23 protein-coding genes are annotated in these 21,107 nt (G+C 68.7%); 9 read left to right on the top strand and 14 right to left on the bottom strand.

What is annotated here, in order from left to right; all coding sequences use genetic code 11:
• Positions 1–212: 212 nt before the first annotated feature.
• From KEG57_RS41065 to KEG57_RS41040, 6 genes are all read right to left on the bottom strand, one after another.
• Entirely contained in the window at positions 213–1,160 is a 948-nt protein-coding gene (locus KEG57_RS41065) for a hypothetical protein (protein ID WP_272426500.1), read from the bottom strand.
• The gene (locus KEG57_RS41060) at positions 1,157–2,104 is read right to left on the bottom strand and encodes a hypothetical protein (protein ID WP_272426498.1); all 948 of its coding nucleotides are present in this window, start codon (positions 2,102–2,104) and stop codon (positions 1,157–1,159) included. The genes KEG57_RS41065 and KEG57_RS41060 overlap by 4 nt, the downstream gene beginning before the upstream one ends.
• Positions 2,105–2,143: 39 nt before the next feature.
• Positions 2,144–2,896, bottom strand: a complete 753-nt coding sequence (locus KEG57_RS41055) for a 2OG-Fe(II) oxygenase family protein (protein ID WP_272426496.1) — start codon at positions 2,894–2,896, stop codon at positions 2,144–2,146.
• A 40-nt stretch (positions 2,897–2,936) separates the two neighbouring features.
• Complete coding sequence (locus KEG57_RS41050) at positions 2,937–3,290, bottom strand: hypothetical protein (RefSeq protein WP_272426495.1); 354 nt, start codon at positions 3,288–3,290, stop codon at positions 2,937–2,939.
• 161 nt (positions 3,291–3,451) lie between these two features.
• Entirely contained in the window at positions 3,452–3,799 is a 348-nt protein-coding gene (locus KEG57_RS41045) for a helix-turn-helix domain-containing protein (protein ID WP_272426494.1), read from the bottom strand.
• 217 nt (positions 3,800–4,016) lie between these two features.
• Positions 4,017–4,241: a hypothetical protein gene (locus tag KEG57_RS41040; protein WP_272426492.1), complete on the bottom strand. Its 225-nt coding sequence runs from the start codon at positions 4,239–4,241 to the stop codon at positions 4,017–4,019.
• Between the two features lie 39 nt (positions 4,242–4,280).
• Between KEG57_RS41040 and KEG57_RS41035 the strand changes: the two genes are divergently transcribed.
• Together KEG57_RS41035 and KEG57_RS41030 are read left to right on the top strand one after the other, a co-directional pair.
• Positions 4,281–5,531, top strand: coding sequence for a hypothetical protein (locus tag KEG57_RS41035; RefSeq protein ID WP_272426491.1), 1,251 nt, complete (start codon positions 4,281–4,283; stop codon positions 5,529–5,531).
• A 62-nt stretch (positions 5,532–5,593) separates the two neighbouring features.
• Positions 5,594–7,135, top strand: a complete 1,542-nt coding sequence (locus KEG57_RS41030) for an aldehyde dehydrogenase family protein (RefSeq protein WP_272459516.1) — start codon at positions 5,594–5,596, stop codon at positions 7,133–7,135.
• 12 nt (positions 7,136–7,147) lie between these two features.
• Here the strand turns inward: KEG57_RS41030 and KEG57_RS41025 are convergent, their stop codons facing one another.
• Both KEG57_RS41025 and KEG57_RS41020 read right to left on the bottom strand, forming a co-directional pair.
• Complete coding sequence (locus KEG57_RS41025; protein ID WP_272459515.1) at positions 7,148–7,456, bottom strand: hypothetical protein; 309 nt, start codon at positions 7,454–7,456, stop codon at positions 7,148–7,150.
• A 223-nt stretch (positions 7,457–7,679) separates the two neighbouring features.
• Positions 7,680–8,072: a DNA-binding transcriptional response regulator gene (locus tag KEG57_RS41020; RefSeq protein WP_272426487.1), complete on the bottom strand. Its 393-nt coding sequence runs from the start codon at positions 8,070–8,072 to the stop codon at positions 7,680–7,682.
• Here KEG57_RS41020 and KEG57_RS41015 point away from each other — a divergent pair.
• Entirely contained in the window at positions 8,071–8,796 is a 726-nt protein-coding gene (locus KEG57_RS41015; RefSeq protein WP_272426486.1) for a M10 family metallopeptidase domain-containing protein, read from the top strand. The two genes, KEG57_RS41020 and KEG57_RS41015, sit on opposite strands and share 2 nt — an antisense overlap.
• Positions 8,797–8,852: 56 nt before the next feature.
• Here KEG57_RS41015 and KEG57_RS41010 read toward each other — a convergent pair whose 3' ends face one another.
• Entirely contained in the window at positions 8,853–9,050 is a 198-nt protein-coding gene (locus KEG57_RS41010) for a hypothetical protein (protein WP_272426485.1), read from the bottom strand.
• A 151-nt stretch (positions 9,051–9,201) separates the two neighbouring features.
• Between KEG57_RS41010 and KEG57_RS41005 the strand changes: the two genes are divergently transcribed.
• The 4 genes from KEG57_RS41005 (at position 9,202) to galE (ending at position 13,502) form a co-directional block, all read left to right on the top strand.
• A complete protein-coding gene (locus KEG57_RS41005; RefSeq protein ID WP_272426484.1) occupies positions 9,202–9,747 on the top strand; it encodes a hypothetical protein in 546 nt (181 codons plus the stop codon).
• A gap of 61 nt (positions 9,748–9,808) precedes the next feature.
• The gene (locus KEG57_RS41000) at positions 9,809–11,272 is read left to right on the top strand and encodes a hypothetical protein (RefSeq protein ID WP_272459514.1); all 1,464 of its coding nucleotides are present in this window, start codon (positions 9,809–9,811) and stop codon (positions 11,270–11,272) included.
• Between the two features lie 18 nt (positions 11,273–11,290).
• Positions 11,291–12,487, top strand: a complete 1,197-nt coding sequence (locus tag KEG57_RS40995; protein ID WP_272426482.1) for a sodium/glutamate symporter — start codon at positions 11,291–11,293, stop codon at positions 12,485–12,487.
• A gap of 16 nt (positions 12,488–12,503) precedes the next feature.
• Positions 12,504–13,502, top strand: coding sequence for a UDP-glucose 4-epimerase GalE (gene galE, locus KEG57_RS40990; RefSeq protein WP_272426481.1), 999 nt, complete (start codon positions 12,504–12,506; stop codon positions 13,500–13,502).
• A gap of 14 nt (positions 13,503–13,516) precedes the next feature.
• On the opposite strand, the gene KEG57_RS40985 is transcribed toward galE, so the two are convergent.
• The 5 genes from KEG57_RS40985 to KEG57_RS40965 form a co-directional block, all read right to left on the bottom strand.
• Positions 13,517–14,926, bottom strand: coding sequence for a glycoside hydrolase family 1 protein (locus tag KEG57_RS40985; protein ID WP_272426479.1), 1,410 nt, complete (start codon positions 14,924–14,926; stop codon positions 13,517–13,519).
• A gap of 66 nt (positions 14,927–14,992) precedes the next feature.
• Complete coding sequence (locus tag KEG57_RS40980) at positions 14,993–15,157, bottom strand: hypothetical protein (RefSeq protein ID WP_272426478.1); 165 nt, start codon at positions 15,155–15,157, stop codon at positions 14,993–14,995.
• 77 nt (positions 15,158–15,234) lie between these two features.
• Positions 15,235–16,404, bottom strand: a complete 1,170-nt coding sequence (gene galK / locus KEG57_RS40975) for a galactokinase (RefSeq protein WP_272426476.1) — start codon at positions 16,402–16,404, stop codon at positions 15,235–15,237.
• Positions 16,405–16,429: 25 nt separating this feature from the next.
• Complete coding sequence (locus KEG57_RS40970; protein WP_272459513.1) at positions 16,430–17,506, bottom strand: hypothetical protein; 1,077 nt, start codon at positions 17,504–17,506, stop codon at positions 16,430–16,432.
• A 118-nt stretch (positions 17,507–17,624) separates the two neighbouring features.
• Positions 17,625–17,960: a hypothetical protein gene (locus KEG57_RS40965; protein WP_272426474.1), complete on the bottom strand. Its 336-nt coding sequence runs from the start codon at positions 17,958–17,960 to the stop codon at positions 17,625–17,627.
• Between the two features lie 50 nt (positions 17,961–18,010).
• Between KEG57_RS40965 and KEG57_RS55905 the strand changes: the two genes are divergently transcribed.
• Complete coding sequence (locus KEG57_RS55905) at positions 18,011–20,059, top strand: c-type cytochrome (RefSeq protein ID WP_272459512.1); 2,049 nt, start codon at positions 18,011–18,013, stop codon at positions 20,057–20,059.
• Between the two features lie 11 nt (positions 20,060–20,070).
• Positions 20,071–21,105, top strand: coding sequence for a hypothetical protein (locus KEG57_RS40955; protein WP_272459511.1), 1,035 nt, complete (start codon positions 20,071–20,073; stop codon positions 21,103–21,105).
• The last annotated feature ends 2 nt before the right edge of the window (positions 21,106–21,107 follow it).

The following is a 21,107-nucleotide window of genomic DNA, read 5'->3' as shown; positions in this document are numbered from 1 at the left end:
TCCGCTTCGAACGGAGCCCTCGGGCCGCGCGAGACGCGGCGAACGCAGGCAGGACGTGGGCAAGAGCGGGGGCCACGTCTCTACCATGCCCGGTCCGGGGCAGGTTGATCACGAAAAATGAACGGGGCGGGTGGATGCCAGAAAATGTGCGGGAGACGACGGCTACCTCGAAGCGGACACCTGCTCCCGCAGCCAGGCGCGCCCGCTCACCGTTACTTCTTCGATTCCGGCTCCCCCGGCTTGGGCAAACTCGCGGGGTCGTAGATCCCATCACGTTCGATCTTCCCCCACCGCTCCTCGAGTGATTTCACCCAGCCCGGGTCGTGGATCTCTCCGAGCTTCTTCTTCCACGCGCCTTCGAGGAAGCTCGTGCTGAAGGGATCTCCTCGGTCCTCGGGAATGCCCACCTCCGTCTTGCAGACCTGCATCTCGTAGCCCCCGGGGGAGGGCTCCGCCTGCTTCAGGCAGAGGTCGTATTTGTTCTTCCAGTTGCTGACCTCCAGCCTCTGGACGAGCAAAGCCTCGGCCTGCTTGAGCAGCGGGTGGACGCGTTTGTATTCGGCGTCGACGAGCGCCTTCGCCTCGCCGGCCTCGGGACTCGCGGGGAAGTGCTTGGCGATTTTCTTGCCGAGATCGACACAGGAGCCCGTCCCGTCCGGCTTGCACGCAGCCTTCACCTCGGCGAGCAGGAGCGCCGGGCCATTCTTCGTCAGCCACTCCTTCGCCTTGTCCGCGACCGGCGAGCTTTGCCCGGCGAGCTCCTCCATCTTGGCCCGCGCTGCGGCCTGGTCCGTCGAGGCATTCGCCTCCTCGAACGCGGCGGCGCTGCTCATCGCCCGCGTCTTCGAAAGCGCCTCGAACGCGCGTTTCGCCGGCGCATCCGAGACCGTCGCGGAGAGCTCCTTGGCTTTCGCGGTTTGCCCCTCGGTGACCAGCGTGATCGCCTCCCGGACCGTGAGGGCCTCGATGCGTTGCTTCGCCACGGGGCAAAACGGCGAGCTCTCGGCGGCTTTGCAAACCTCCGCATACAGCGCCTTGGCCTCCGGGATCTTGCCGGCCGCCTCGGCCTCTCTCGCCTTCGACATCGGCTCCTTGGCCGCGTCGCAGCCCGCGAGCGCGAGGGCGAGCGCGGCGATGCGAAAAGCAATGGAGCGGCTCATTTTGCACCTCCCGCCGACTTCTTCGGATCCTCGCCCGTCGCGAGCGCCCCCTTCTGGCGCGCCTCGTACTTCGCAATGACGACGGGATCGCCGAGCGTCGCGAGCCGCCTGCGAAAGAGCGAGTCCTCGGTCTGCCGCGCGTCGAACCGCTCGTAGGCGGATTTCCCGTCGGCGTAGATGTCCTCCTCGCAGGCGCGGATGCGCTGGAACTCGGCCTCGATCTCGCTCGCCTTCTCCGCCAGACAAAGGTTGACGGCCAGCTCCTTCTTGCCCCGCTGCGCGAAGACCGCGATGAACCGGTCGAGCTCGGCGCGGGCTTTCTCCGTGCGCTTCTGCTCGGCGTCGTGGGCGGCTTTTGCCTCGTCGAAGCCGGCAGGCTGCTGGGGCAGCGCGGAGAGCTTCTCGAACGTCTCCGCGCACGACCCCTGATGCTCCGGGCCACACGCGGCTTTCACCTGCGCCACGAGCAGTCCCGGTCGCTCCTTCTCGATCCATGCCTTTGCCAGCGCCGCCACAGGCGTGCTTCCCGCGGCGAGCGCATTCATCGCCTCGAACGCGCGGGCCTTGTCCGTATCCGCGGCGGCCTGCTCGAAGCGAATGCCTTCCGTCAGGTCCTCCTTGCCGAGGCGCGCCTCGATGTCCTTGGCGGTGGGTTCGTCCGCGAGGGCGAGAGCGCGGACGAGCAGGCGCTCGGCCTTGCCGAATTCGTTCTTTTCGACGGCCTTCGTCGCGGCCGTCACGAGCGCGCCCGCGGCCCGGGCGCTGCTCTGCTGGCATTCCGGGCTCGTCGGCCCCTCGGCGCAGACGAGCTCGAACGTTTGCGCGGCGTCTTCGAAGTTCGCTTGGGCTTCGAGGTTTTCCGCCTCCTTGAAGGACGGCGGCGGGCCCGAGCATCCGCCGAGGGCGAGCAGCGGAACGACCAGGAGACATGTACGTACGAGCACGGTGCGAGTAGAGCCGCGCCCGCTTTGCCTGTCAATCTCTCAGGCCGCCTCGCACCGCGGGCACCACGTCGTGGGGCCTTCGTGGGGCGCGCGGTGAACGCGACGGTGTCTCACGCTGCGCGCCCAGACGATGAGATTCACGCGCCTGCCGGAGCGTAACGGATTCACGCCGTGCCGGTGCGCGCCCGCGTGCAGGATCGCCCGGCCAGCCGTGGGCTCCCATTGCCAGACCTCGGTGTCGTTCGCCGGGTCCTCTCGATGGGCGTCGCAACGAACGCCGCGGAAGTACACCTCGGCCCCTTCGAACGAGAGCCCCAGACACGCGTTGAGCGTCACCTCGCTATCGTCCACGTGAAACCCGAGGTCGGTATCGCCGTTCTCCGCGTACTCCACGACGAACGAATGCTGGTGATCCAGGCTCGAACCGCCATGCTCCGGAAACGCCCACTTCGTGAGCGGCGAAAGCCACGTGTAGAGCAGCTCGTCCATCGGCCCTTCGAGCCCGAGCTCCGCGAGCACGACGCCCTGGTTGTTCATGCTGTTCGGCCGAACCGGGCCCACGCGACGGTGGCGGCACCAGTGCTCGAATGCGTGGATTTCGCGGAGAAGGGCCTCTCTGTATTCGGCCGACAGAAGCGGGAATTCGATCACGCCGGGATGAGGCCGCGTGGCGAGCGCTTCGAAGGCCTCATGCGTCCCGGTCTGCACGGCGCGAACGAAGGCAGGATCGAGGCACCGCTCGGTCATGTCGGAAAGCCATGTCTGCCGTAGCGAATAGGAGGGGCGCGTCATCGGAAACGCGATCGTACCACGATGCGCTCCCGCGTGCGGCTCAGTCGCGCAGCAGCGAAGGCACGGCGGCGAGGAGGTAGGCCGCGGACGTGCCCGCCATGATGGATTGCGCGATCACCGCCGCAGGCCGCTCGATCGGCTCTCCGCGGAGCAGCGCCGGCAGCTTGCCGAGCCCGCGCGCCGAGCCGGCGAGGCCGAGGCCCGCCACGGCCGTCGCGCCCACGAGCGCGGCCTTCCGGGACGAACCACGACGGGCGAGCAGGCCGAGCCCCAGCGCCGCCGCGCCCACGCCCGCGGGGATCAGCGCCGTCTTGTGCTCCCTGCCTGTCGCGACGAACCCCCCGATGCCGAGCGCGGTCAAGAGACCGCCGTACCCGATCGTCCAGCCTGTCATGACGTCGAATCCTCCTTCGGCCGGGACGCGCGGCTGCCGCGCATCCCGCGCGAACCATTCATGACACGCCGCGCGGCGTCGCGCTCGATACGTCGGGGGCAGGGAGGGAGAAGGAAGGGGGAGACCCCGGTGAGCCGCTCGGTCCCGGGGGGGCTGAATCGTCAGGCGCGCTTCTTCGGCGCGGCGGGGGCGCGGCCCTCGATCTCCTTGCGCAGCTTCTTCCACTCGGCCTTCGGCAACTTGCGGACGGCGTCGGCGATGCGGGCCCGCTCGTCCTCCGTCGGGAAGGCGAGGATGTACAGGGGCGGGATATCGAGCGCGCGGGCGATGCGATCGACCGTCTCGATCGTGATTGCCGCGAAGCCGTGCTCGATGTTCGAGAGGTGGCCCTTCGAGATCGAGCTCGCCTCGCCAAGCGCGGGCAGGGACATGTTGCGCTCGAGGCGCAGCTCGCGGATGCGCGCGCCGACCTTGGAGGAGAAGGGGCTGGGTTCGGTTCGTCGGGGCATGGGATCACCTCTCGGCAGCGAGGATTCCCCCTTACCACAACATGCGCGGAAGACAAACCACCCAGTTCGTCCGACCCGTAGATTTTGGAGAGGACGTCCGAGAACCAGCCTACACCCAGGGTGACGCGGGAACGTTTGGCCCCCCCGCACATAGGTGTTGATTGTTCCCGGGAAAACTGGCAGAGTCCCGCCCGGGCAAGATCCGGACCACATGGGTTCAGAGCCCGACGTGCATCACGGGCAAGAACGGCAGCCCGTCCTGCTTCGAGAGGTTCGCGGCGCCGGTGACGTGGTTGACCGCGCCGAACTGGAGCCCGCCGACGAAATGCTCGACGTCGTTCCAGGCGCCGAGCTGCCCGAGGCCGTACGCGCCCGGGAGGGGCAGGACGTTCTCTGACCGACCCTCCGTGCCTCGCTCTTGCGGCCCCGACGAATCCGGCATACGCCGTGGATATCCGAACGCTTTGCCGGAGGTGCACGCTTGATTTCGTCTCGATCCTTCGTCGCCATTTCATTCGCGGTCGTCCCGTTCGTCTTCTTCGCCTGCGCCAAGGGAAGCTCCCTTCCCGGCGGCGGCGGCGGTGCAGGAGGCGAGGGGGGCGACGAGTGGAGCGGTCCCGCGCAATCCTCGAGCAGCAGCGGAGGGATGGGCGGCAGCGGCGGCATGGGGGCGTCCTCGTCGAGCGCGAGCAGCGGAGCGAGCTCGTCCTCGGGCGGCAGCGGCGGCGGCGGGAGCGGGCCTTTGCCCATCGTGCTCCTGCGTATCGGCGACGGCGTGACCACGCTCTCTTCCGCGGCGGCGCCGGTCTCCCTCGAATGGAGGCTCACGGACGGCTCGGCCACGCCGGGCGCGCCGGGGACGACCAGCATGCCGCAGGTGATCTCGGGCTCGAATTACCAGCTCACGTTGTCGGGGACGGCGTCCTCCGAAGGACACCTGTCGCTCTCGGCGAATGGCAAATACGTCTTCCTCGCCGGGTATGCCGCCGACGTGGGCACGCTGAACGTGAGCACACAGATCGTGTCGCGCGTCGTCGGCCGGGTCGACGCGTCCGGCAACGTGAACACCTCGACCTTGCTCACGGGCGCGTTCAACGGCAGCAACGTGCGCGGCGCGACGTCCTCGGACGGCACGTCGATCTGGGTCTCGGGCAACAGCACCACGACCGGCGGCATTCATTACACGACGCTCGGCTCGAGCTCGCCCACGCAGATCCTCTCGAATCCGCTCAATACGCGCTGCGTGCACGCCTCTGGCGGCCAGCTCTACGCGACGTCCGGCGCGGGCACGTTCGTCAACGTCTTCACGGTCGGCGCGGGCCTGCCCACGTCGACCGGACAAACCGCGACGTCGCTCCCGGGCCTGCCCACCCTCGGCGCGAGCCCGTACGGGTTTGTCGTGCTGGATCTTTCGGCCGCCATTGCCGGTCCGGACACGCTGTACGTCGCGGACGATCGCAGCCCGGCGAACGGCGGCGGAATTCAGAAATGGACGTTCGACGGCGCCTCGTGGTCGCTCGCGGCGACGTGGAACGACGGCACGGCGGGCGTGCGCGGCCTCGCGGCGACGCCCTGGGGGGGCGGCGTGCGGATCGTCGCGACGACTGCGGAGAACAACGAAAACCGGGTCCTCACGCTTTTCGACGACGGCTCGGCGTTCCCCGAGATCGTCATCGCCACGATCGCGCCGCTGAATACCGTCTTCCGCGGCGTCGCGTTCGCCCCGCAATAAAAGAGACGCGCCGGGGCGCCGGGCCTTGACAAGGGCCCGGACGCCCGGGACCCTTCTGCGCGATGTCTACCCTCCTCGCGCACGGGCCGTCGAATCTCCTCGAAGGCCGCTGGGTCCCGCTCCCCGGCGACGCCATCGCCTCGCGAAACCCCACGCGTCCGGCCGAGATCGTCTGGCAAGGCAGCCCCGACCCCGCGCATGCCGACGAGGCCGTCGCGGCGGCGCGGCGCGCCTTGCCCGCCTGGGCCGCGCTCCCCGCCGAGCGGCGTTTCGCGGCCCTCCGCCGCTTCCGTGACCTCTGCAAGGCGCGCGCGGCCGATATGGCTCGCCTCATCACCGACGAGACGGGCAAAGCGCTCTGGGACGCGCGCGCCGAGGCCGATCTGCTCGCCGCCAAGGTCGACATCACGCTCGACGCCTCCGAGCACGGCGGTCTCCGGCGCGTCTCGGGCTTCGAGATTCCGCTCTCGGCCTCGCGCACGGGGCGCGCCTGGTTCCGGCCGCACGGCGTCATGGTCGTGCTCGGCCCCTTCAATTTCCCGGCGCACCTGCCGAACGGGCACATCATCCCCGCGCTCGCGCTCGGCAACACCGTCGTGTTCAAGCCGAGCGACAAGGTCCCGGCGGTCGGACAAACCCTCGCGGCGTGGCTCGCCGAGGCGCTCGACGCCGAGGGCGCGCCACCCGGCGTCGTGAACCTCGTGCACGGCGGCGCGAGCGTCGCGTCGCGCCTCGTCGCGAACCCTGACATCGACGGCGTGCTCTTCACGGGCTCGTGGCCCGTCGGCCGGCGCATCCTCGAAGCGAGCCTCGATTGGCCGGGCCGCGTCCTCGCCCTGGAGATGGGCGGCAATGCCCCCTCCGTCGTCCTGCCCGACGCGGATCTGCGGCAGGCGGCGATCGAGGTCGCGCGCTCGGCGTTCGTCTCGACGGGGCAACGCTGCACGTGCACGCGGCGACTCGTCGTGCACAGCGCCGTGGCCGAGCGGTTCGTCCGGACGATCGTGGAGATGGCGTCGCGGCTCCGCGTCGGGGATCCGCTTGGGGATCCGCAGCCGTTCATGGGGCCGATCATCTCGGCGGAGGCGCGCGCGGCCGTGCTCGCGGCGCAGGATCGATTCGCGGACGGCGGCGCCGAGGTCCGTCTCCCGGCGCGCGCCCTCGAATCCCCGGCGGGCGGCCATTTCCTCTCGCCGGGGATCGTCCGTGTCGATCGGTTCACGCTCTCCGAGGACGGGCCCGGCGCGGACGTCGAGGTCTTCGGGCCGCTGCTCCGCTACGTCGTCGTCGATTCGGTGGACGAGGCGATCGCGCAGGCGAATGCCACGCGCTTCGGGCTCGCGGCCTCGATCTTCACGAAGGACCCGGACGTCATCGACCGATTCCTTGCCGAGGCGCGCGCCGGCTGCGTGAACGTCAACACGGGCACCGCGGGCGCGAGCAGCAAGCTCCCGTTCGGCGGGATTGGTTTGTCCGGGAACCATCGGCCCGCGGGGGCCTTCAGCCTGGACTATTGCGCGTATCCGGTGGCGGGGATGATCGAGAGCGGCGCCGCTGCGCCGCTGCCGATCGGGATGACGTTCGAGGAGAGCTGGCTCGGATAGGGAGCGCGCGGCTCAGTTCACGTTCGGATCCGGCGTGGCGTTCGCCTCGGCCTCGGCCGCCTGCGCCTCGGCGGGCGCATCGGGCGCCTTCTTGGGCAACTTCTCCTCGAGCGTCGCGAGCCGCTCGGCCGCGCGCTCGAGGGCGCGCGCGCTCGTCGTGAGCGCCGTGCGCCCGTACCCGAGGCCGAAGCCCGCCCATTTCACGGAAGCATCGACCAGCACGTCGTACACCTCGCGCGCCTTCTGCTCGACGCGGGCCGACGCGGCCTTCACGTCCTTCAGGCTCGGGATCTTCGTCTCGTTCTGGGTTTGCGTCGTCATAAGGGATGCCTCCTGTTCGTCTGGAAAGCCCTCGTCCGGCAGGGCCATGGCGGTGCGTCCGGCCCTCGAAGGGCCGTGCGAATCGCGCCGCAATGCATTGCCCTCCGAGCTCGGAAGCCCGCCCCGGACATCGTTCGGATGTGTCCGCTTTATTATGACGCGTCGTGTTACCTGTCAAGACGCGCTGCGTTGATTTTCCAGGTTGGGCCTGGATCGGGGTGGGTCAGGCGGCTCGGCGGGCGGAGGCGGCGCGCGTCACGGCGGAGACGAGGGCATCGACCGCGTGCGGGCAGCTCCGGAAGTCGATCGCCTCGCGGAGCAGCGGCTCGTGGTCGTGCGCCGCCGTTGTCGTGAGGACGAACGCGGGGCGCGAGCCGACCTTGGTTTTGCGCAGGAACGTGAGGAACGGGACGCTCTCGTCATGCGGAGACACGTCGTACACGACGACGCGTGGATCGTGCCGGGCGAAGAGCGCGAGTGCCTCCTCGGGCGCCGCGACGAGCGAGCCCAGCGCGGCCGTGACCACGCGGAGGCCCGTCGCCTCGATCTCCTCGGCGAGCGACCTCGCCACTGCTTCGTCTTCGTGAATGATGGCCACGACGTCAGGTTGCTGCATGAACGCGATCCGAGGCAGGGCGCGTGCCTGCTCGGGCCGCGTCGCGCTCGCACGCTCGCAGCGTCCGCCCGGATCGATTATGCTGATCGAGCTCGCCATGCTTTCCCGTCGCGCCATCCTCGGTTCGGGTCTTGGTTTCGCCGGTTCGTTCCTGCTTTCGCGGACCTCGCTCGCGAAGAAGACCGAAAAAGAGCCGATCCCCGCGCTCCCGCTCTCGTTCGCCGTCGCCGAGGAGGACAGCGTCGCGGTCCAAAACGAGACGTGGATCGCAGAGCAGATCGCCGAGGCCACGCGGCTTTTCACGCCGATCGGCGTCACGCTGCGCAAGGTTTCCGCGCGTGCTCTCCCGCAGGCGCTCGCCAGGCTCGAGACGCGCGCCGACAGGGACGCGCTCGCCGCGCACCTCGAGGCAAAGCGGATCAACGTGATGATCGTGGCATCCCTGCGAGACGTGGACGATCCGAAGCTCTTCCGGATGGGCGTGCACTGGCGGCACAGAAAGACACCGGCGAAGCATTGGGTGATCGTCGCGGCGAGCGCACGACCGAGCACGCTGGCACACGAGCTGGGCCATTTCTTCGGGCTCGGCCACAGCGACGTGACCGACAACGTGATGAGTTATTCGCGTACCGGCGTTCCCCCCTTCTTCGACGCCAAGCAGACCGAGCGGATCGAGAGCATGGCGCGGATGTACCTGGGGTCGAAGCTCCTCGAACCCGCGTGAGCCGCGCGCGCGGGCGCGCTTCGATTCTCTCGCCACGGCGGTCGGGATCGTTTACCCTACGGATCGTCCGGCCGATCGCGCCGGGGTTCTGGCATGCAAACGCCCCCACGTCGCACGACCCCACCGCCGCCGTCCGTCGCGCCCGAGCGTCCGAGTGAGCGCGCGCCCGCCGGTCCCCCGATCAGCAGCGGCTTCGGGCGGCCGAGCTGGCCGCCGCCGCCGTCGAGCGAAGGCGCGCCTCGCTTGACGGACACCTGGGGGCCGAATTCTTCGGAGCGCCCCTCCTCGCGCCCCTCGACGCGCCCGCCGACCGGGACCGGAGATCTGCGCACCTGGTACCTGGATCTCCCATCTCCGCCCGGGGAAGGAACCTTTCGGGCCAAAGGGATCGCGTATCGCGGCCTCATGCACCTCGTGACGTGCCGCGTCGAAGGAGGCCTCCCGGCGTTCGCTGCGGCATTGCCGACGCCCGCGTTGCAAAGCTTCTTTGGCCAGCCGTTTCTCGCGAGCAGCTTTTACGACATGTTTCCGCTCGTGGCGGGCAGCGGCGTGCTCGCCTCGCTCGCGCGTTCCCCGCTCGACGCGTTCGCGCACCAGCAGGGGCGCGCGCAGGCCTCGTACGACGTGGAGCACCAGTACCGGGCCTTGCTCCAGGGCCGATCGACCGACGACGTGCACTCGCGCCTCCGCCCGCTCGCCGGACGATATTATGATTTCGGCGAATGGGACGTCGAGCGGGCGGGACTGAATCGGCTCCGCGTCGTCGAGCGGGCGCTGCCCATCTGGATCATGCCGTGGTTCGTCCCGATGCAGATCGGCTACTTCTCGGGCCTCATGGCGGCGATGGGCAAGCCGGGCACGACCGTGACGATGCAATCGTTCCGCCGCGAGGGGCTCGCGGGGTCGATGCAGCTCGTCGTCCTGGAGCTCGAGGTCGTAATGCGCGACTGATCGGGCGTTTCGCCCGGCGATCGGGGCTTCTCGCGGCGGCCGCGCCGTGGTACGCCGGGCCATGCGGTCCTTCCTCGGTGCTTCCTCGATATGCCTCCTCGGCGCGCTCGGCTGCGGCGGCGGCGGCGAAACCCCCAAACCGACGATTTTCGACGTCACCGGCACGATCGTCGATCTCCACCTGACCGACGGTGGGGACGTGACGAACGTCCGTGATCCCGGGCAATTCGAGATTGCCGCGATCGTGCCCGGGGACGACGGCGCGCCGCGGGAGCTCATCGCCGAGGTGGCGGAGGACGGCACGTTCCGCATTCGTGACCTGCCCGAGGGGCCGTACGATCTGCGCTTCATCGAGCTCTTCGGCACGGGGACGCGGCCGCCGCGGTTCATCATGAACGCCCCGCGTACGATCGACCTCGGCCGCGTCTACGTGGGCCGTCCCGATGCCGAGCCGATCGGGGCGACGGACACGACGGCGCTCGAGCTCACGTTCGATGGATTGAATCCGTGGGGGGAAGGGTCGAGCATCGAGGTATTCTCCCTCGGCGCGGGCACGACCGGGACGCTCCCCCCGGCAGACGGCATGCAGCCCGCCATGGACACCACGCAGATCACCGATTTCCGCGTGGCCACCTCGGAGCTCGTCGTGCCGAACCTCGTCGCGGCCGAGGCGGGGGATCAGGCTTATTTCACGCAAATGGTCGGCATTGCCGGCGCCGGCGCGCCTTATCGCTCGGTGCGCAGGGCCTTCGGGCCGACGTCGTTCACGCTCGCCGACGGCGCGGCCACGCCCGTCGAGGGCACGTTCGTGGCTGCGCCTCCGAAAAAGCTCGCCGTCTCTTTCGACGATGCGGCCTTCCAGGCCCTTGCCGCGAGTGTGCATCCGGAAGCGACGATTGCAGGCAAGGACGTTCGCGTCGGCGTGGAGCCGGGCGGCGCGGGTCGAACGTCCGTCTCCCCCACGCCCGATTTGCTCTTGCTCTCCGCGCTCCCTGCGGCGCAGCCTCCTTCCGAGCTCGTGTACGGCAATCCCTTCCCCGCGGGCTGGTCCGAGATCGCCGCCGTCGAGGTCTCGTATGCCGTGACGCACGTCATGCCCACGGGAATCCCGAAGACCACGGCCGTCGCCATGGGCCGCACGGGTCCCGTCTCCTCGTTCTCCGGCGCGATTGCGCCGACGCTCGGCCCTCCGCTCGACATTCGCGTGAACGATCAGCCTGCGTATGGCGAGCTCCTCGGCATTGGCAAGACGCCCACGGTGACCTGGAGCGCGCCTTCGCTCGGCAAAGCCGCGGCGTACGTCATCACGCTGAGGCGGCTCGACCCCGGAGGACAACTCACGCGGACCATGGCTTCCTTCTCGACGACGGAGCCCGTGCTGCGGATTCCGGACGGCTTGCTCGACGTCGGATATTATTATTACCTCCGCATCGGCGTGCGGGAGGAGTTCGACAGCGCGGCGCCGCTCCGGGTCCAGGAGAGCCGCGTGTATGCCGAGGCGCTCACGGGCGTCCTCTCGCCCTGAGGCGCGCGCAGGTCCGCCATGGATGTCCCTACCTTTCAAGTTTCGTCCATTCAGGTCCTCGGCCTCGCCTGCTTCGGGCTCGTCCTCGGCCGCGGCATCCGGCGGGCCGTGCCCATCCTCGAACGGCTCAGCATTCCCGCGTCGATCCTCGGCGGCCTCGTCTATGCGATTGTCGGGCTTGCCTTGCGGGATCGCGTCTGCAATTTCAAGTTCGACCTCGCCTTGCGCGACATCCTCATGATCGCGTTTTTCACGACCGTGGGGATGACGGCGAGCCTCCGGCTGCTCGCGCTCGGCGGCAAGCGCGTCGCCATTTTCCTCGGCGCTGCGGTCCTCGGCTTGCTCGCGCAGATGGGCTGGGGCGCCGGGGCGGCGAAGGTGATGGGTTTGCCGCCGCTGCTCGGCGTCATTCCGGGCGCCGTATCGCTCACGGGCGGGCCCGCGACGGCGCTCGCGTTCGGCCCCGTTTTCGAGCAGGCGGGCGTCCCGGGCGCGACCGCGATTGGCCTCGCGTCGGCCGTCTTCGGGATCATCGTGAGTGGCCTGCTCGGCGGGTTCGTCGGCAGCTTCTTGATTCGACGCCACAGCTTGCGCTCGGGTGAGAGCGACGCCATGCCGGCGCCCGAGATCGACATCGACGCGGGGCCGTCCGAGAAACACGGCGATTACCTCGTGCACATCATCGTGCTCGGCGTGGCGATGGCGCTCGGTTCGCTGCTCTCCGCGCAGTTCGCGGCCTGGAAGCTCACGCTTCCGGCGTACATCGGCGCGATGATCGTGGCCGGCGTGGTGCGCAACCTCGACGATCGTCTGCAATTCGCGGGCATCGATCAAAAGAAGATGGAGGACATCGGCGCCGTCGCGCTCGAGCTCTTCATTGTGATGGCGCTGCTCACGCTGGAGCTCTGGCAGCTCCGGACGCTCGCGTTGCCGGTGCTGCTCATCCTGGTCGGCCAGGTGGTGCTCACGATCGGGCTCTGCTGGACGGCCATTTACTGGATGATGGGCCGGAGCTACACCTCGGCGGTCATGGCGGGCGGGTATTGCGGGTTCATGCTCGGCACGACGGCGAACTCGCTCGCCTGCATGAACGAGATCGTACGCAAATCGGGCCCGGCGCCGCAGGCGTTTTTCGCGGTGAGCATCGTGGGGGCCTTCCTCATCGATTTCATCAATGCGCTCCTCGTCACGCAGGCCTTGAACGTGCTCCGCTGAGCGCGCGCCGAATCCCATGACCACCGAACAGAGGACCATTCTCGTCACCGGCGGCGCCGGGTACATCGGCTCGCACGCGGCCCTCGCCCTCGCGGAGCGCGGCCACCGGCCCCTCGTGCTCGACAACCTGAGCAAAGGCCACCGCGAGCCGATCGAGCGAGCGCTCGGTGCGCCCGTCATCCAGGCCGATACGCGGGACCGCGCCGCGCTCGACGCGATCTTTTCGCGCGAACGGATCGACGCCGTCATGCATTTCGCGGCGTTCATCGAGGTCGGCGAGTCCGTCGCGAATCCGCTCGCGTATTACGAGAACAACGTTCACGGCACGGTCACCTTGCTCCAGGCCATGCAGGCGGCCGGCGTCTCGAAGTTCGTCTTCTCCTCGACGTGCGCGACGTACGGCGTGCCAGAGGTCATTCCGATTCCCGAGGATCACCCGCAGAACCCGCTGAACCCGTATGGCCGGTCCAAGCTCGTCGTGGAGAAAATCCTCGCGGAGTGCGAGACTGCGTGGGGCCTCAGGTCCGTGAGCTTTCGTTATTTCAATGCTGCCGGCGCGCATCCGAGCGGCCTCCTCGGCGAGGATCACGACCCCGAGACGCACCTGATTCCGCTCGTCCTTTCCGTGGCCCTCGGCAAACGTCCGTCGATCCGGATCTTCGGCGAAGATTACGACACGCCGGATGGAACGTGCCTCCGTGATTACATCCACGTATCGGATCTGGCGGACGCGCACGTCCTCGGGGTCGATTATCTTCTCGGCGGCGGGGCGAGCACGGTCGTGAATCTGGGCAATGGGCGTGGTTTTTCCGTGAAGGAGGTCATCGCGGCGGCGACACGCGTCACGGGCCGCGCGATCGCCGTGGAGAAGGCCGAGCGCAGGCCTGGGGATTCACCGGCGCTCGTCGGATCGAGCGAGCGCGCGCGCAAGCTGCTCGGCTGGTCCCCGCGGTTCCCGGATCTCGAAACGATCATCGCCCATGCATGGGCGTGGCATCAGAAGAAACACGGCTGACGTTTCGGCGTTTCCTAACCGGCTTCGGGCCGGAGCCCGAGCCCGCGCGCGATGTCCTGGAACGTCTCGACCGCGGGCGTGGGCGTGCGGCGTTTGTCGGGGCTATCGAAGTCGACACGGAAGAGGCCGAAGCGGGGCTCGTAGCCCTCGGCCCATTCGAAGTTGTCGAGGAGCGACCAGTGGAAATACCCCCGCACATCGACGCCCTCGCGCGCGGCGCGCACGAGCGCCTCGAAATGGGAGCGCAGGAACGAGGGGCGGACCTTGCCGCCCTTGTCCGCGATGCCGTTCTCCGTGACGTACACCGGCAAGCCGAGCGCGCCATACCGCTTGAGCACCTGGTAGAGGCCCTCCGGGTAGATGTCCCAGCCGAGGTCGCTGACGGGCCGATCGGCGGGGACGTATTGCTTGGAGAGCGAAGGATCCCTGAGGTCGGCCCGCACGTGGTCGCGGCCGTAGTAATTGATGCCCATGTAATCGAAGGAGCCGAGCAGGCCCGGGACCGCTTCGTCGATGTCGACGACGCCCGGGATACCGAGCTCGATGCGGCCCGTGAACGGCGCGGACGCGATGGCCGCGTTGAAGAAATGGTCCGTGAAGCCGGCGATCAGCCGATCGAGCGGAGAGCGCGTCGCCGGCTGGAAGATCCGGACGTGGTGCGCGACGCCGATCCGCGTGGCGTGCCCGTCGCCGTCCGCGTCTGTGGTATCCACCTCGCGGATCGCCTCGGTCATGCGCGCGTGGGCCTTGAGCATACGGGCCAGCACCTGCGCGGCGATTCGTGAATCCGTGAGCCCGGGAGGAAAGACCCCCTTCACGTACGACATCGTCGCGAGCACGTTGGGCTCGTTGATCGTGCACCAGAGATCGACCGCCGATCCGAGTTTTTTCGCGACCCTGCGCGAGAATGCCGCGAGGAGCTCGATCGTCCGATCCTTCATCCATCCGCCCTGCGTCGCGACCCAGCGTGGCAAGGTGAAATGGTGGAGCGTGACCATCGGCTCGATTCCGGCCGCGCGGAGGGCGAGCGCCCAGGCGAGGTATCGATCCGCGGCCTCCTCGTTCCAGGCGCCTTCCGTGGGCTCGAGGCGGCTCCATTCGACGCTGAATCGATACGCATTCGCGCCGAGCCGGCGTAGGAGGGTGATGTCCTCTTCGATGCGATTCCACGAATCACACGCGGCGCCCGAGACCGTGCGGTCCTTGACATGGGGCTCGCCGTCACGAAATGCTCCCCGCTCCCAGTCGGTCCAGTCGTTGTCGAGACCGCCCTCGATCTGGTGCGAGGCCGTGGCCGTGCCGAGCAAAAACCGCGCAGGCAAGGCCGAGCGCAGCGAGGAAAGCGCGTCCTCCGCGCCGAGGATGCACGGGGGCGGGTGCGGATCTTTCGTGAGCGCGGCGCGAGCGAGGCGGGCGAGCTTCATGAGGCCGGCGGCTTTATAAGCCGGCGGTCCGCGGACGGGAAGGTCCTTTGCAAGGGGCCCGTCGGCTCAGCCAGCCGAGCCGTTGCCTTTCGTGCTGCCGCCGCCGCCGCCCACGGAGGCTTTTCGGGGGCCCGTCTTGTCCTTGGAAGCCGTGCCCTTCGTAGTCGTCTTGCCAGCCGATTTCCCACCCTTCGCGCCTGCTGCGGTCTTGGTGGTTTTTTTGGTCGCCATGACGTCCCTCCTTCATTCACGAGCGGAGCGGAAATCCGGGAGACTGTCAAGAGCGACGGGGATGGGATTACGATTGATCACCCGTCGAGCTCGCGCGCGCCAGCCCCGCCGCGCGTGACGAGGAAACTGGGCTCGACGCCGAAGCGGCGCTGGTAGGCGTCACGGACCGCGGCCATGACCGCGTCGAGCGCGGATTCGTCGACGAGGGACACGGTCGAACCGCCGAACCCGCCGCCGGTCATGCGAGCGCCGTAAACGCCCGGCTGGGCGACGGCGAGGTCGACGAGCGCGTCGAGCTCCGGACAGCTCACCTCGTAGTCATGCTGCAAGGATCGGTGCGACGCGAGGAACGAGGCGCCGACGGCCGCGATGTCGCCGAGGCGGAGCGCGTCCGCGGCGGATTGCGTGCGGGCATTCTCGGTGACGACGTGACGCACGCGGCGGAGAATGGGCTCGGGGAGGAGCGAGGCGTGTTCCGCGAAGGCCGCTTCCGTGACGTCGCGGAGAGCGCGGATATCGGGCAGGGCGCTCTGGAGGAGCGCGACGCCGCGCTCGCATTCGGCGCGGCGCGTGTTGTACTCAGACGTGGCGAGGGCGTGTTTTTTGCGGGTATCGGTGACGAGGATCGCGACGGGGCCGCTGGGCAAGGGGACGGCCTCGGCCGCGAGCGACCGGCAATCGACGAGCAACGCCGATCCCGCGCGAGCGCACGCGGAGACGCGCTGGTCCATGATGCCGCACCGCGTGCCCACGAAGGTATGCTCGGCGGCTTGACCGGCGAGGGCGAGGGCCACGCGGTCGACCGTCGCGCCCGCAAGCGAGAGCAAGGCAAAACCGGTCCCGATTTCGAGCGCCGCCGACGACGAGAGACCTGCGCCCCACGGTACGTCGCCCGCGACGAGGAGATCCGCGCCGCGGATCCGCTGGATCCTCGCATCGACCATGTGCGCGACGCCTTCGATGTAATCGACCCACTGGCCGGAGTTTCCGGTCCCCGGCCGATCGAGGTCGATCTCGGCGGTCTGGTCGAGATCCTGGCTGTACACACGAATGCGGCGATCGTCGCGGGGCGCGGCGATGAGGGTGATGCCGAGCTCGAGGGCGACCGGCAGGACGAACCCGTCGTTGTAATCAGTATGCTCGCCGATGAGGTTGACGCGGCCGGGGGCGAAGAATGCCCGGGGCGCGGGAGTTCGGGCGCCAAAGCGGGCGTGGAACCTGGACCGGAGGTTGGCTGTGTCTCTCATGCGCGCGCCAGGCCCGAGTTGCGGCTCAGGTCTTCGATTTGTGCAAGTTGAAATCGGCGCCCACGACGAGGATCCAGGAGAAGGCGTATTGCCACATCGGGTCGATGAGATTCGTGCCGAGCTGCGCGATGGCAAAAGGCGACATGCGATCCGAGAGGAACTTCTTCGGCCATCGACCGAAGGCGACCGCATGCAGCGTGAGCTGCTCGAGGCCCGTGCCGAGCACGCGCTGATACCGACCACTCAAGCCGAGCATGAGCTCGCCGGGCTTGGGGACGGGGGCCGTGTACGCCACGAGGACCTCGTGCGCGTGGCTGAAATCCTGGAGCTTGCGTAAGGTGAACGTGAAATTGTCGTGATAAACGTCGTCCGCGTCCGCGCCCGGGGCGGTGTAGTAATTCCAGTCGCCCGTGAAATTGTATTGAAAGGCGATCGGCCCGACCTTGCCTTGCAGGGTAGGGAGGACGCGGAGACGGAAGCCTCCGTGATTGATGGCGGGGCGGAAATGGGCCGGGTTATCCATTCCCTCGCCGTCCTCCTGGTTGACCCAGTCGACGGCCGTGAGGCGACCGCGCCGGATCTGCCCCGCGGCGAGGCGCTCGCGGCCGAGCGGGGTCATGACGCGCATGCCGCCGTTGAACGGCTCCTTGATGAAATAATCGAAGGCACCCTGGACCTGGAGCCGGAAGAAGGCAATCGGCGTGATGTCGATGAAAGGCCCGACGGTGTTGTTGACGAAGCCGTACACGTCACGCACGCCGACCGTGACGTTCGTCGAATCCCACAGGACCCCTTTCTTTTGCACGAGCGGAATTTTGTATCCAAGCGTCGCGCCGATGGCCGAGCGGGTGTAGTGCATACCCCACGGGACGTAGAAGACGCTGAGGTCCAGCGATCGTGGGCGGCGCTCGTCGGGCGGCGCGGGCGCTTCCGCGGGCTTCGTCTCCGCAGGTTTGTCCGGGGCAGGTTTGTCCAGGGCAGGTTTGTCCGAGGCCTCCGGCGCGTCGTCCTTTCGACGCGGCTCGTCGGCGACGTCGGCGCGCGCGGGCAGGGAGAGCGAGAGCAGGAGGAGCGCCGTGAGGCCGCGGAGGAGGGTTCGCATGACGTCGCGCCGTGCGGCCCCGCGCGAGGTGTTTTCGACTGCGCCGGGCTTGCTCGGAGGAGCATATCGGGAGTCGCACGGGGTGTATACATCCCGCGCGTCGCCCGGCGCGCGAGGCTCAGGGGTCGGCGCGGCGACAGGTGACGTCGACGATTTCGCGCGACCAGCCCACGGACGAGCTCGCCTGGATCCGGCGGAACTCGGCGACGGCGCGGACACGCGCGTCGTCTTCGTCGGCGGCCTCGATACGGAACGTGCCGCGGAAGGTCCGGGCCTCCTGGCCCGCGTGCTCGGCGAAGGTCGGCTCCTTGTACGATATGACGATCTCGTAGAGAGCGCCGCGTGGGGCGGGCGCGCTCTGGGAAGTGCGCTCGGCCCGCTCGCGCTCCAGCGTATCGGGGAGGACCCGCCGCGTGCTCGGGGCGTCGTCCATCACGTCGTTCGGCGTCGTCACGAGGAGCATCCTAGCAGAGGGGACGCGCTCGCCCCAAGAGGGTTTCGCGCGTGGTCCTTGACGCACAAGGGAGGCAGCGCGAAAAAATCTCGCTGGTCACGCGGACACGAAAGGCCGCGATCGAGATGAACCGTCACTTTCCCTGGAACCCCGCGGCGCTTGTCGCGTTTCTCGCCTCGCTCGGGCTCGTCGGAAGTAGTAGTTGCACCTCCAAAGATCGTAGTGGCGAGAACGTCGGCGTCGCGCCGAGCGCATCCGCGACGTTGGCTGCGTCCGTGGCCCCGGTTGCGTCGAGCGGACCGCCGCGTTGCGCGGCGCGTTCCCCGCGGCGCTTCGAGCGCGCGGCGGCCGGCGGCGCGAGCTCGGCGGTGACGCTCGTGCGCGCAGGAGACAAGACGCTCGCGCTCGTCGCGGATCACGACGAGCGGGCGCTCCACGTGGTGGACACGGGCTCGATGCGACAGGTGTCCGTGACGCCGCTCGAAGGCCGGCCGGGGCACGTGGTCGCGCTCGAAGGAGGCCTCGTCGCCGTGGGCCTGCGCGACACGTCGCGCGTGCTTTTGCTCGAACCCGCCGACGAGGCGCTCGCAAAACCCTTCGAGGAGCGGTGCGCGGTGGACGTGGCGGCCGAGCCGTGGGCGTTCGCGGAGGAGGGCGGATCGCTGCTCGTGACGAGCGGGTTCGGCGGGACGCTCACGGTGCTCGCGACGGCCGATCTCGCGGTTTCGCATGTGGTGCCGCTGCCCCGCGAGCCACGCGCGGTGATCGTGGCGAACGCAGGCGGGACGGCGTTCGTCACGCACGCCGTGGGGGGCGTCGTGTCGGTGGTGGACCTCAAAGACGCGGCAAAGGCGCCCGAGTCGATCTCGCTGCACGCGGGGCGGCGCGTGGGCGCGGATGGAACGTTCGACGACAAAACACCTCGCGCGGCCTCGCAAGGATATGCGCTCGCGCGCGTGATCGGGATGCGCAGCGACGGGACGCGTGACGCGCTCCGGATCTTCGCGCCGCACACGAGCGTGGATCCAGGCGCGCCGGCTGTCGGTATGACGATCGGATACGGCGGGTCCGGCCAGGGGCCGCGGACGATGGCGCAGCTCGTGAGCGTGGTGGATCCGGGCACGAAGCGATCGATCACGAACCACGTGGCGGGCGTGTTCAACGCGGCGTTCGGGCAGGATTGCATCTTGCCGCGGAGCGCGGCAGCGGACGAAAATGGCCTGTTCGTCGCGTGCCTCGACATCGACGCGGTGATCGAGATGGATCCGTGGGTCGGGGATCCGAGCGTCGCGGAGCGGCGGCGGATCGCGCTGCCCGCGGGGCCGAGCTCGCTCGTGCTCTCCGACGAGGGAAAACGAGTCTTCGTCTGGTCGGAGATGGATCGAGCGCTCTCGCGTATCGAGCGTGAATCGTTCGGCGTGACGAGCGTGCCGCTCTGGCGTCGATCGGGCGTGACGCGGGACCCGAAGATCGAGCGAGGTCGGCGGCTGTTTCATACGACGCGGGACGCGCGGCTCGGCATGGGCCGCGGCTGCGCGAGCTGTCATCCGGAGGGGCGCGAGGACGGGCTCGCGTGGACGAGCCCCGACGGGCTCCGGCAAACGCCGATGCTCGCGGGGCGCATCGCGGGCACGGGGCCTTATGGATGGTTCGGGGAGCACGGGGCGGTGCGCGACCACTTGAACGAGACGTTCACGCGGCTCGGCGGGACCGGACTCTCCCCGCATTCGGAGGAGGATCACGAGGCGCTGCTCGCGTACGTGTCGTCGCTGCCGCCGCCGCCGCAAACGAAGCCGAAGGAACCGGACCTCGCGGAGCGCGGGAAGCAGGTCTACGTGGCCTATGGCTGCAATGGCTGCCACAAGGACGGGGGCACGGACGGGAAGTCACATGACGTGGGCAGCGGGCAAAAAGGCGAACGCCGCGTCGATTTCGATACGCCGTCGCTGCTCGGCGTGCGCGCGACCGCGCCGTATTACCACGACGGGCGATACTCGACGCTCGACGAGATGCTTTCGGCGAAGGATCAACGCATGTTCCCCGGCACGCTGAGCGGCGCGGACAAGAAGGCGCTGCTCGCCTACCTGGAGACGTTGTGATGGGGTTCGGAATGCGAAACGTGGCTTCGTTCGTGCTCGGGGCGGTGCTGCTTTCCACCCAGGGAGGGCCCGCGCGCGCGGCCGACGAGCCAGCGCCGCCGCCGGGCTGGGAGGCGCCTCCTCCGCTCGCCACGAAGCCGGCAAAGGCCCCGAAGGCGGCCGCGTGTTGCCAGTACGATCCGATCTGTTGCTCCCGACAAACTTCGATCGATCAGGCGAGGATCCGCCGCGTCGTGCGGGTGCTCGAGGTGCGTGTCGCCGACCTGCCGAAGGAGGACGCGCAGGAAGCGCCGAAGGACGGTCCAGGGATCGCGGGCGTGCGGCAGCTCCACATCGTGGACGGGAATGGCAGGGCCTTTCCGTGGCTCGACGGGCCCGTGGGCGAAATTCGCTTGATGCCACCGGGGCAATGCGGCGAGTTCAAGATCGGCAAGGAAGACTGGCCCTCTCCTTTCTACGCCGAGCCGGAGTTCCAGGGCATGGGCAGCGGGCGGGTGCTCGCGCGCTTCAAGGACAAACCGGCCGACAAGGGGCGCAGCCTGCTCACGGGGCTGCTTTCGTATCTGTCCTTCGATCGCGCCGACGGCGACGGGATCGTCGTGGAGCGTGTGGAAGGAACCCTCGAAGGGACGCCCGACCTCCACGTGACGCGCAGGGCGCGTGTCGTGGCCGCGCCGATCCTGCCGGGCCGCGTGAATGCATACCAGGACAAACAGGGGGACGAGACGCGGGTCGTGTTCGTCTTGCCGGAGGTGCTCCTCGGGTTCGAAGCGAAGGAGACGAAGGTCGCGGGCGGATTTTTGCTCCTGCGCGGCGAGACGACGGAGACGTTCACCACGTACACGATTCCGGTGGGGCCCGGACGCAGCGGGGTCGGGACGTTCGTGATCATGAGCCGCTGGCTGCGGCGGTGGTTTCCCCCGAAAAACCAGGAAAAACTGCCGCCGGCGCAGCCGGGAGCCGTCGCGGTGAGCCAGACGTCGGTCGAGCCGGAGCCCCGCGCAAGGGTCTTTTTGTACGAGCCGGAGCCCGATATCTTCGAGTAGGT

It is taken from the genome of Polyangium jinanense (genome assembly GCF_028435365.1).
Note: the sequence above shows the minus strand (reverse complement) of the source record. Positions and strands in the feature narration are given on the sequence as shown.